Source organism: Alcaligenes endophyticus (genome assembly GCF_026344035.1).
Classification (GTDB): Bacteria; Pseudomonadota; Gammaproteobacteria; order Burkholderiales; family Burkholderiaceae_B; genus Alcaligenes; species Alcaligenes endophyticus.
This window is the reverse complement of sequence record NZ_JAPKND010000009.1, coordinates 139099-149571: the sequence shown is the minus strand read 5'-3', so window position 1 is coordinate 149571 and position 10473 is coordinate 139099. Positions and strand designations below refer to the sequence as shown.

General features: G+C 50.5%; 13 protein-coding genes. All 13 read right to left on the bottom strand.

Annotated elements, in window-relative coordinates:
- Positions 1-7 precede the first annotated feature (7 nt).
- The 13 genes from OSH01_RS14740 to OSH01_RS14680 all read right to left on the bottom strand — a co-directional run bounded on the left by OSH01_RS14740 (position 8) and on the right by OSH01_RS14680 (position 10126).
- The gene (locus OSH01_RS14740; RefSeq protein WP_266124880.1) at positions 8-391 is read right to left on the bottom strand and encodes a phage tail terminator-like protein; all 384 of its coding nucleotides are present in this window, start codon (positions 389-391) and stop codon (positions 8-10) included.
- The gene (locus OSH01_RS14735; RefSeq protein ID WP_266124879.1) at positions 388-867 is read right to left on the bottom strand and encodes a hypothetical protein; all 480 of its coding nucleotides are present in this window, start codon (positions 865-867) and stop codon (positions 388-390) included. Before OSH01_RS14735 ends, OSH01_RS14740 begins: the two co-directional genes overlap by 4 nt.
- Positions 867-1244 carry a hypothetical protein gene (locus tag OSH01_RS14730; protein ID WP_266124878.1) on the bottom strand — a complete coding sequence of 126 codons (378 nt, stop codon included), beginning with the start codon at positions 1242-1244 and terminating at the stop codon, positions 867-869. Before OSH01_RS14730 ends, OSH01_RS14735 begins: the two co-directional genes overlap by 1 nt.
- Entirely contained in the window at positions 1241-1495 is a 255-nt protein-coding gene (locus OSH01_RS14725; protein WP_266124877.1) for a hypothetical protein, read from the bottom strand. Before OSH01_RS14725 ends, OSH01_RS14730 begins: the two co-directional genes overlap by 4 nt.
- A gap of 1 nt (position 1496) precedes the next feature.
- Entirely contained in the window at positions 1497-1973 is a 477-nt protein-coding gene (locus OSH01_RS14720) for a DnaT-like ssDNA-binding protein (RefSeq protein WP_266124876.1), read from the bottom strand.
- Between the two features lie 2 nt (positions 1974-1975).
- Positions 1976-2206, bottom strand: coding sequence for a hypothetical protein (locus OSH01_RS14715; RefSeq protein ID WP_266124875.1), 231 nt, complete (start codon positions 2204-2206; stop codon positions 1976-1978).
- 47 nt (positions 2207-2253) lie between these two features.
- Entirely contained in the window at positions 2254-3240 is a 987-nt protein-coding gene (locus tag OSH01_RS14710; RefSeq protein ID WP_266124874.1) for a major capsid protein, read from the bottom strand.
- A 107-nt stretch (positions 3241-3347) separates the two neighbouring features.
- Positions 3348-4127, bottom strand: coding sequence for a DUF6651 domain-containing protein (locus tag OSH01_RS14705; protein ID WP_266124873.1), 780 nt, complete (start codon positions 4125-4127; stop codon positions 3348-3350).
- 105 nt (positions 4128-4232) lie between these two features.
- Positions 4233-5309, bottom strand: a complete 1077-nt coding sequence (locus OSH01_RS14700; protein ID WP_266124872.1) for a hypothetical protein — start codon at positions 5307-5309, stop codon at positions 4233-4235.
- Complete coding sequence (locus OSH01_RS14695) at positions 5306-6751, bottom strand: DUF4055 domain-containing protein (protein ID WP_266124871.1); 1446 nt, start codon at positions 6749-6751, stop codon at positions 5306-5308. Before OSH01_RS14695 ends, OSH01_RS14700 begins: the two co-directional genes overlap by 4 nt.
- Entirely contained in the window at positions 6748-8070 is a 1323-nt protein-coding gene (locus OSH01_RS14690; protein ID WP_266124870.1) for a hypothetical protein, read from the bottom strand. Before OSH01_RS14690 ends, OSH01_RS14695 begins: the two co-directional genes overlap by 4 nt.
- The gene (locus OSH01_RS14685; RefSeq protein WP_266124869.1) at positions 8067-8585 is read right to left on the bottom strand and encodes an HGGxSTG domain-containing protein; all 519 of its coding nucleotides are present in this window, start codon (positions 8583-8585) and stop codon (positions 8067-8069) included. The genes OSH01_RS14690 and OSH01_RS14685 overlap by 4 nt, the downstream gene beginning before the upstream one ends.
- A gap of 80 nt (positions 8586-8665) precedes the next feature.
- Complete coding sequence (locus tag OSH01_RS14680; RefSeq protein WP_266124868.1) at positions 8666-10126, bottom strand: SulP family inorganic anion transporter; 1461 nt, start codon at positions 10124-10126, stop codon at positions 8666-8668.
- Positions 10127-10473 lie beyond the last annotated feature (347 nt).

Below are 10473 nucleotides of genomic sequence, written 5' to 3'. Positions count from 1 at the left end.
ATAACAATCAACTCATGCGGTACCGTATTTGCACCGGAACTTGGTAATAATCAGGGTCAGGACGACCCTGTAAAATAGTAGGTGGACTGGGTATAGCGACCCCATCTACCACTAAGCCAGCGGGGAAAAGCGCAGCCAGCTCAGAAGCAATGCTCTCAGCCTCTCCACTGCCTTGGTTAAGCGCTACAAAAACGTTTATATGTAAGATGCCTTTATGCTCCTGTGTTACCAAGGAGCCACTGACCGTCTGAGCCGGCATTAGCGTCACCTGCAACCATGTTTGGTTTGGTACTGGCTTAAAGCTCACGTTCTGCCATGCAATAGCAATAGACTTGCCTGTGGCCCAACCATTTAGCCGTCGCTCTAAGGTCTTACGTATGTGTAAAATCATTTAGGCAGCTCCCTAATGGCTTTTCGCACATAGTCGCGGAATTCATCTCTAGTCACTGCCACCATCCCTTCTGGTGCACGCTTTGAGTATCCATCCTCAATACGCAGCGCATAAGGCAGGTTATTGCTGTAGTAAATCAGCCCGCCCGCCTGCATAGAAGCCGCGAGGGTGTTGAACTTAGCCCTTGTTGGCTCCCCTGTCGGATCAATTTCATCGAGCACGCCCGTCGCTGGAGATTCAGCCTGTAATTGCCAGTTAGCGCGAAGCCGGCCGCCAGTGTAGCCCTCCCCGTACCAGCCTAGCTTTAGTGCCGCTTCTTTAAAATCAGCATCCCAATGCTTAGGGTTCCCTACTGGTGTTCGCAACACCAGACTATCCCCGATTTCAATCACCGCTCTACGCACCACCTCATCCGCGTTTTCTTTAGCGCGTTGAGCAAACTTGCGAATGTTTAACGCAAAGCTACCTTTAGCCATTACAGCCCCCTTACTTGCGCTATGTAGAGAATATCAGTGGCGCCTGGCGCGATAACGCTCACACCAACGACATTGCACTGGGCACCATCGACCGTTAGCGTTTCGCCGCTTTCAGGCCTAGTAAAGCCTTGAGCGGGGATATAGATTCGCTGATCACCCTGCTGAACCAATGTGCCGTCGATATCAGCTTGCTTATAGCCGTCTTTAACACCAGAAGCAGCGTAAGTAGCTGGATCACTGCCAGGCTCGACTCGCCCTGTGTCAGGGTTATAGCCGCCTGGTGTGCCTGGTCGACTGAGCACAACATCTGAGGCTCTGCCCTTTGCCCTAGCTCGCTCGATCATCGCTAAGGCGCGCTGTGCGTCACGGGCACTCATTGCGGCACCAGCCTTATCTTTACCACCCCATCTAAGCGCTCGGTGACCGCTTCTTGCTTCTCTAGATCCACTACGACTCGACTGTTAGCATCTAATTTGTGGCGAATGATATAGCCCAGCGCAGTATCAGCAATGACAACCTGCTTCTGCTCAATGCCATCCAAATAAACATCAGCCTTCAACCCCTGTGCTTGTATTTTCTGAAACGCTTCATACGCAACGGGGTCTGAATTGTTAGCAGATAGCCTCATGTCAATTCCTTTCTAATCGAATAGCTGTCACTTTTCCTGTTGCCACCAAAGGCTCAAGCAAGTCATCCACCACAGCAAAACGAACCTGCCCGCCGTTATCAGGCTCCATATAAGTGGTTGTTAGCGGCCCTATGGTTTCACTTTTTATGCGCTCATCAGGCAACACATCTGCATACAACTCGCCAGATAGCGCACGCACAGCAAGCTCGCACGTTGCATCAAGCACGCGCTTTACTGGCCAAGGAAAGCCTGTGCGTGGCCACTCTAAGGACTGATCAGTACTTAACGGCCTGTTTTTGTAGCGGTACCGCGCATCGATATACTGAGTCGCACGGCGTAACGCCTTTTGCCTGTCTGCCTCAGTAGCAGTTGCCCAAGCCTCATGGCCCATCTTTCCCATGTAGTTACTAGCGTCAGCAAGATCGATGTAGCTGTCAGCATCAGGCCGCCCCGTGCCATCCTCGACAAGCAGGCTCATAACTAGGCTCCCGCTTCGCCTTCAGGCTTTGGCTCTGTCACAGCCTCAGCTTTAGGCTCAGCCTTTGGTTTGGCTTGCGATGGCGCCTTCTTGGCTACTACAGCATCTGGGTGTATGTAGTCTTGTGGCGCGTACACTGCATCGATGATGGTGTAACCCTGCTCACGTAACTCAGCTTTGCGCTCCGAGGTCACAGGGTGCTTTTCAAAGATGATCTTGCGTTCTTTGCTCATGGTTTTCTCAATAAAAAAGGGCCAACCCAAAGGCCAGCCCCATTTGCTTACTTAGCTGCATCACCGATAGTGACAACACCTGCGGTGTGCTTGTCGGAGGTCGCCACGTTATCCCAATTGGCTCCAGTGCCGAGCTTGGCGTCAGAAGGAGATTTCCCGCCATTTACTTCGTCCCAAGCATAGCCTTTGAGACCTAAGCCAAAGGTATAGTCAATCTGCATCGTGGTTTCGATACGATCTTTACCGTTAGAGGTTTCAATATTGCTGATGATGTCAGAGCCATCAGACACAATAGCTGCCCCTTCAGCTAACGACAGTACGCGCAACTTAGCAGGAGTATCCGGCGTACCGGGTACCGCAGCCGAATACAGTGCTGGAGCATCGGTCACAACAACGGCCTTACCCAGAATATCCACCACACGCACATTCTGCGCTTGGAATAATTGCTGCGCATTGTTCAGGTTTTGGCCAATCAGTTTGTGAAAGGTAGTGCCATTCATGATCTGAGCAACCAAGTTGCCAGAGTGGTCTCCAAACTTACCGTGCGCTTCATTCATCGCAGCGTAAGTGACACCAGCAGTTGCACTCACGTCATTAGTTACGTTCGCATTATTACTAATGGCGGCCACAAGAGCCAAAATAGCCGTGTTCAACTGGTCAGCCATCATGGCTTCGGCAAAGTTTCGGCTTGCTACCTCAACGCCTTCCGCTGTAGGTTTGTTGAGCCAAGTCAATTGCGAAGGCTCAAAGCGGATCGGGCCAAAGCCTCCTGCCACTTTTACGCTGGAATGCTTAAGCTGAGTCAGATCGGTGGCCGTTGCAGCACTGTTTGTAGAGTAGCGATCAACACGACGCTGAGCCGAATGAATGGCCGCAAAGAACGACTCTTGAAGAAAGTCACCGTCAAAGCCTTCGGTAGTTAGGCGAATGGCACCATTGCTGGCTTCGTTAAACTTGCCCACCATTTGAGCCAGGGTTTCGATGGTTGCAGGCATGATGTATGTATTGAAGACCTGCATCTGGGATAAAGACATAATAGTTCCTTAATGTGTTTTGCTCGGATGAGCATTGAAATAACCATTGCGGGGCATCCACCCCTTGCGCCGAATCCCATCCGAGATCACAGCAAGAGCCGACTGCTTTATGCAGGCGGCAAATCATATTTTGCAGCGATGGCTGCTGTACGCTCATCGCGCGTGCCGCCAAAGTTGCCTTTCTTTTGTCCGACACCACCGCCGCCGTTTGATGGAGCGCCAGAGCCAGAGCCTTGAGAACCTTTGAGGATTTGCTCCTTGTAGGGGTACTGATCAACTAGGGCCTCTAGCGCCTCGTCAAAATCAGCCACCTCACCTGGTCGGCTGCGGCTAAATATCTTGTTGCCGGCAGGGTCATAGGCAACCACTTTGCCGTCTTCGACCTTAAAGGCTTGACCGAAGCGCGCCTGCACCAAGTCAGCAGGGATGGCGAACTTTTCATTGATAAACTTGGAGCGGTTGAAGTTGCCGCCGATTACCTCGCTATATAGCTGGCCTTGCAGCTTGTCGAGCTCCCCTTGTAGGGTCTTTTCACGCTCGGCGCTGGCTTTAGCGGCTGCCGTAACCTGCGCTTCAGCGGCTGACTTAGCAGCAGCTTTGATTTCTTCGACTTTGCCTGCTGTCACGAGCTGGCCTTCGTCCAAGTTTTTAATGGTTTCTAAGGCCTTACGTGCCGCATCCGCGTCCTCAATGCCCTCAAAAGCCTTGATCTTTGCCTCGACTGCCTCTTTTGCTTCACGGTGTGTCTGTGCCTCGCGATTTAACCCGGCAATTTTCGAAACAGCCGCCGCAGCATCAAACGGTGCCTCTTTACCGTCTGGGTGTACATACACTGGGTGGCCATCTTGAAGCACCACATTACCGTTTTCATCTAGCTTTAATTTCATCTCAATTCCTTTGGCTATCCAGCCTAATGCGCCCCGCCTATCCAGACTGCAGGCAATAAAAAAGCCGCCTCAGTCTCCTGAAGCGGCTAATCTGCTTTGCTGTGCCTATGCGTACTTTTCCCGCAACTGCTCCAGCGTTAGTGGGTTGCCCCGTAAATCCAGTAAATCAGACAAGGTAATCTTGCCTGCACGCCACAATTCGGCCCTACCCTTGCCTAAGGACTCGTTCTGATACGCCTCGTCCTTTGTCTCAAGCCACTGCTCAAATGTCAGGCTTGAATCCACCGGCCCATCCGCACTGGCTCGCTTTGATGTACGAAAGCTAGGTAATGTCACGCCGTTTATCGTGAGCGGCTTCAAGACGCTAGTCTCTACACTCCTGCAACCCCAGTGAACAGGAACCCCGTTTAAGTACGGTATTTTGTGGTCTACCGGCGTGGCAATCATCGTGCCGTCATCATCCCACTCAATAGACCACTCCTTTTGATCGCGCGCTTGGCATTGCAAGGTTGTGTGGCTATCTAGGGTGCTAATCTGCCGAATACCAATAACAATGTCAGCATTTTGCCTGAAGGCCTCACGCCTAGATGCGCTGGCCACGGTTTGAATGCTCGTATGCACCAACGAACGTGCATCGCGCAAGGCTATCTCTTGCATGCCTTCACCAGGCAAAGCGTCCTCATCCTGCAATTTTCCCACCAGCGCTTGAGCAATCTTCTCGGTAGTTAATCCTCGGACAAAGCCACTACGAACCACACGGGCAAAGCGCTTTTGTACGCTATAGGCTTGCCCTGCCCACCAATCAGCCGAAGGAGCGCCATCAATAAGTAGCTTAGAAACGTCTAGCCCGAGCTTTCTAGGCCTATTGAGCAAGCTGATACCTACTGCTGCATTAACAGACTCTACGGCACCCGAGGCGGCTAACGGCGCAAATCCGCGCATCTGCATGACTTGCTCTGCGGATATTTCCTTATAGCCTTGGTTAATGAGCTTTGTGGCTTCTTTGATCAAGAACTCCACATCGGAAGCGTGAAACAAGTCGGCGTTCTTAAGCAAACGCTCTAAGCGTGCCATCAAACGTCTTACCTCTTGCTCAGTCACCATCTGCTGGCCTGCCGCAAAGCGTAGAGCCTCAATATTGGCATCGGTAAATAACTCGGCCAATCGTTTATCAATACTCATGGCTCAACGCCCTCAGGGCTTTTTGCCTGCTCCGCGCGGAACTGGGCCATCAGGCGCACCACTTCGCTCGCATCAGGCCCTTGAGACTCAATGCGCTCCTGCTCTTCTTCCCATGTTGCGTCATCCGAGATCAACCCACGACGCTTAGCCTCGTTAAATAGACCCTGTTTACTGAGCAAGCCAGCATTAAACATATTGATCAATACATTCATGCTCTCCACTGGCGCAAAATCAGGATCCAAATTGACGTGCACTTGGACATTTCCAGACTCAATCGTATTACCCATCCATTCAGCCATTAGGCCAATCATCTGGTCAATAGAGTCCTCAAGGTTCTGTGCAATCATGCCTAAACGACTTATCTCCTTGGCGTTTTCTGCCTCGGACTGTGCGGCCGTCATGACCTGCGTATCAGGCTTGAGCAGCTGACCGCCTGCCACTCGCATCTGTTCCTCTAACGCCTCAAGGTCCTCTTTGCCTGAGCTAATGGCTGCCCCTGAGTGCTCGACATACTTCATGTCGCCACCCTCGGGCAGGTCAATACCGGACTTGGCCCCAATAATGATGCCTGGCACCTCATTGCCATTTTCATCGTACTTGGGTTGCACTCCTATCGTAGCCAAAATAGGCACACACGCCGTCTCAATCAAACTGTCTAGGCTGCTTTGCTTTTGCCAGTGCTTTACGTTCAACCAAGCTAGCTCAAGTAAAGGCGGCACAGCAAGCATGAAGCCAGTACGATTCGCGTACAGCGTCACTAGCGGTATGCGGCTCAAGCCTGTCGCCCCTTCATCATGCAAGTACCAGCCATCTTTGCCCTTACGGTGCACTTCATAGCTGCCGATGCGTAGAACGCGAACCTGCTCTATTTCCTCAACGCCGTACTTACCTGACTCCTCAGTGACGGTTTCACGGATACGGACCTCGGACAATACGACGTTGCCACCTTGCTTCGTCGTTTTCCAGCCCAGTATTTGATTGTGCTTTACGAGCACCCCATAAGGTCGTACACCTAGCGCCAGTTCCTCCGCTTGGGTTTTAGCATTGTGTTGGGGCATATCCACCAACACATGACTTAAACCATAGGCAACAGCGTCGTCCATCCAGTCACGAGCAAAGGCATGCAGGTTACGGTCCTCTGTATCAACGTCTTCCATCAGGCCCAATAAACGCGCAGGCAAATTGTCGCCAAGCTTTACCGGCTTGGTAAACACTCGTCCAACCATTGACGCCACAGCATCTGTAAAGGCTGGATATAGCGTGGCGGCATTGATTCGGGCCTCATAATCCTGATCTGTCTCTAGGCGGCGCTTAGGTAGATATTTCTCCTTTTTGCCGCGCATAGACAGCGTGCCGCCCCGCAAATCATCAACAACGGCCCAATTCTTAGCCATTGCCTCGACTGCTGGCAGTACATAGTCCACTTGATCAGTGTTGCTCATATCTCTAATGCCCTTTGTACAACCGTAGCCCTCGCCATCGGCCATTCATAATCCACGCAGTACCCAATAGCAGTGGTGATATGTTGATATTTGTTTTTGTCATCTTCTTGAAAGCTCGAACCCTCTTTAAGCTGGACAGTAGCTAGGCCTTTATCACACCATTTTGCCGTTACTGGGTTTACATACAGTGATATGTTTCCATCGGCACTTTTGATCTTGGCCCTAACGGCGTTCTGCCTATCTTTAATGGCTGGGTGTGCGGGTTTTACCTTCCTGATCGCTTTCCAGCCATTGCGTCTTAGCACGCCCTCAATATCGGTATAGTCAGATGCATGCCCGTGCTTTTCGCCTGCTCGACCGGCTGGGTCACCATATAAAAAAACCACCTTGTTTTGGTGGCTCTTAAACTTTTCGACAAATTCCTCGGCTGATTGTCGCGATACAGCACTGGTTAACACTATTTCATCCAATAGATACAGAGCAGCACCTCTGCGTACCCCAACAGCCGACGATAACGGCGTGTAGTTCTGGTCATGCATCCACATCAATGCCTCATGAGGTTGAATGCGCTCTTTGGTGTGGTTGGCTTTACCGTAATCCTCGTAGATCCTGCCAGCCGCGGTCTCGAACGAAGCCTCAAACTCCTGCCTAAACTGCTTCTCTGACATAGCGCGCTTCATCGCAGCAATCACGTCATCAGGCAGAATTTCAGCCGACTTCCAATGGAACACAGCAAAGTCTGGATTTGTACCCGCTTCCGCGGCACTACATAGATCGTAATAATGGTTTAGCCCATCGGGCACCCCAAGCAGCCAGCACCATGCCCGGTACTCTGGATCCATTGGGTTAACGGTGTTTAACGCAGGCAAGATATTCGCTTCCCACGCATCGGGCTTTACGTCAGCAAATTCATCAATGCCACCCCCCTTCCAAGGGATACCTTCAATCCTCTGGGGCTTATCCAACCCTATAACATGCAGTTCACTGCCATTGGGCATATAGATAATGCGATCCGACTCACTGGGCCGTCTCTTGTGCATGCTCGAAAGCGTAAAGGCCTTTAGGTCATCCCAAAAGATCTTCTTTGCTTGGTCATGCGTTGGGGCTGCTGCAAAATACTGCCCTGCTACTTTATTAGCTTGCTTCACCAAGAAGCGCTTAAATCGCTCCGTCTTGCCTGAACGCCTACCGGCTGGTACCAAGGGGAACCGTATGCCGCTAGGCACAGCCTGCAATAATGCCAACTGAACGGGATGGGGCTTGAGGTGATACCAGCGGGCCAACTGTCTATCCAATAAAAGATTGCCTGTTTGCATCATGCTGGTAGCCGTCCTATCAGTTCCTGCAGTAACTCTGCCTCGTCTTTGCCGCCGCCCGCCTTTTCAGCTTTTAGCAACTCTACTCGCGTACGCTCCAAGCTCTCAATACGAGCCGTCAGCTTATCTATAAGCGCCGGGTAGTCGCGCACCTTGCTCGTTGTAGTTACTTGCTCGGCACCGGCAACCACTACGCCATCAATGATGACCGGCTCGCGCTTCTCGCTATCAAGCTCTAAGGTGTGGCCGTGCTCAGCCTCACGATCTAACGCACGCATCAGGCGTATCCGCGTCAGGCGTAGTTCTTCATCGACCTTGCCCAGTTCTATCTGGTCGGCGACTAGTTTTTCTTCTTCGGTGTAATAGCGGGAGTAAATGCTCCCTGGTGTCACGGCGTGCTTGTTGCCCTTATTGGCTCTACTAGCACCACCTCCGTGTAATTTACAGCGCTTGGACCCCGGCACCGCATGGCGCTTACATGGCTCCCCGCTGCGCGTCTTTGCGCCACATAGGGCCATGTCAGCACCTCATTCATGGGGTGTTTTGAATAAATGGTAAAAAGTACGCAATAAAAAGCCGCCCGAAGGCGGTTGTGTGTCTAGGCTGTCAAAAGCTTCTTCGGCTCATCAGCCAATTGAAGAATCGTTCGGTGGGATTTTTCATTTAGTCCGAGGATTTTCACTGAAACACCCTTGGCGCTGAGCTTGGTATGTATTCTCTCGATAGTTTCTACTGCTGTTATATCCCATACATGCGCATCAGAAAAATCAAGAAATATTTCTGGTATCGGCTCATTTAAATCTATCTCATCAATCACTTGATTTGCAGAGGCAAAAAATAGCTGCCCCTTGATCTTGTATATCCTGGACTTCCCTTCGTCACCTAAGTAGTTATATACGCTTACTACACTAACAACTTTATTTGCAAAAAACACAGCTGATAACAACACGCCTGTTAGCACGCCCTTAGACAGATCATGTGTCCATACCGTAACGATGACGGTTGCTACCATCACAACGCTGGAGCTTTTAGGGTGCGTAACTAAAGTATTTAACGACCTCCAATCAAAGGTGCCTATAGACACCATAATCATGACCGCTACTAATGCAGCCATCGGTATCATCCCCACCCACTCACCAAAAAACACAATTAAGATGAGAAGAAACACTCCAGCACAGAGCGTAGAAAGCCTGCCTCTGCCACCAGCCCTCACATTGATAACTGACTGGCCTATCATGGCGCAGCCTGCCATCCCACCTAGAAAGCCCGTAATAATGTTTGCTGTACCTTGACCTAGGCACTCTCTATTCTTATTGCTTGGCGTGTCGGTCATGTCATCAACAATTGACGCAGTCATCAAGGACTCCAAGAGGCCAACTATTGCTAGTGACACAGAGTACGGCAAGATAATTAATAGCGTCTCTAAGCTCAGCGGAATGTTTGGCAGCAAAAACACCGGCAAAGAATCCGGTAAAGTGCCCATATCACTAACTGTTCTCACCTCTATCCCTAAGGCAAGGGTAACGGCGGTTAACAGGACAATCGATACGAGCGGTGATGGAAGTACATTACTTACACGCGGCAGCAGATAAATAATAACCAAGCCAGCTGCTGTCAGCGCGTAAACGTGCCAGGTAACATTAGTTAGTTCCGGAAGTTGGGCCATAAAAATTAGAATGGCCAATGCATTGACGAAGCCAGTCACAACAGAGCGTGACACAAACTTCATTAGCCTACCAAATCCGACCGCACCAGCTACTACTTGTATTATGCCCGCCAGAATAGTAGCCGCTAACAAGTACTGCAAACCGTGATCTTTAACCAGCGTTACCACCACTAACGCCATCGCTCCGGTCGCAGCAGAAATCATCCCTGGCCTGCCACCAACAAAAGCAATAATTGTTGCAATACTAAAAGAAGCATAGAGTCCAACCTTAGGATCTACGCCAGCAATAATAGAAAAAGCGATAGCCTCGGGAATTAGAGCTAAAGCTACCAGTAAGCCCGAGACTATGTCTCTACGGGCATTAAAAAACCAGATGGATTTCAAATTCAACATGCAGATTCCTATCTGCACGGCGAGTGACAAGACTTAAAGGAATTAGGTAGAGACTAAACCGAGACGCCACGATGCCACCCGCTGTGCTTCATCAACGAAAGAAATGTGAGAACAAGCAGGTAGCAGTTATTTACATGGGTATATAAAGTTTAGGATTGAGGAAGTGGCCTTAGTCTAACATACCAGATAAAGCAAAACTTTACGGATTTCGGAGAGATCACTAGCCTGTCAGGCTAAATGACGCATTTTTAAACACTCACAAAAACCGTCCCCCTCCAGGCGGCTAAAAATAAATTTTTATGCGTGCGCAGGCGCAACCACCTCGTTTGTACGTCTATCACCACACA

Coding starts and splice junctions, on each gene's coding strand:
- OSH01_RS14740 (WP_266124880.1), bottom strand. CDS start 391: ATGATTTTACACATACGTAAGACCTTAGAGCGACGGCTAAATGGTTGG.
- OSH01_RS14735 (WP_266124879.1), bottom strand. CDS start 867: ATGGCTAAAGGTAGCTTTGCGTTAAACATTCGCAAGTTTGCTCAACGC.
- OSH01_RS14730 (WP_266124878.1), bottom strand. CDS start 1,244: ATGAGTGCCCGTGACGCACAGCGCGCCTTAGCGATGATCGAGCGAGCT.
- OSH01_RS14725 (WP_266124877.1), bottom strand. CDS start 1,495: ATGAGGCTATCTGCTAACAATTCAGACCCCGTTGCGTATGAAGCGTTT.
- OSH01_RS14720 (WP_266124876.1), bottom strand. CDS start 1,973: ATGAGCCTGCTTGTCGAGGATGGCACGGGGCGGCCTGATGCTGACAGC.
- OSH01_RS14715 (WP_266124875.1), bottom strand. CDS start 2,206: ATGAGCAAAGAACGCAAGATCATCTTTGAAAAGCACCCTGTGACCTCG.
- OSH01_RS14710 (WP_266124874.1), bottom strand. CDS start 3,240: ATGTCTTTATCCCAGATGCAGGTCTTCAATACATACATCATGCCTGCA.
- OSH01_RS14705 (WP_266124873.1), bottom strand. CDS start 4,127: ATGAAATTAAAGCTAGATGAAAACGGTAATGTGGTGCTTCAAGATGGC.
- OSH01_RS14700 (WP_266124872.1), bottom strand. CDS start 5,309: ATGAGTATTGATAAACGATTGGCCGAGTTATTTACCGATGCCAATATT.
- OSH01_RS14695 (WP_266124871.1), bottom strand. CDS start 6,751: ATGAGCAACACTGATCAAGTGGACTATGTACTGCCAGCAGTCGAGGCA.
- OSH01_RS14690 (WP_266124870.1), bottom strand. CDS start 8,070: ATGATGCAAACAGGCAATCTTTTATTGGATAGACAGTTGGCCCGCTGG.
- OSH01_RS14685 (WP_266124869.1), bottom strand. CDS start 8,585: ATGGCCCTATGTGGCGCAAAGACGCGCAGCGGGGAGCCATGTAAGCGC.
- OSH01_RS14680 (WP_266124868.1), bottom strand. CDS start 10,126: ATGTTGAATTTGAAATCCATCTGGTTTTTTAATGCCCGTAGAGACATA.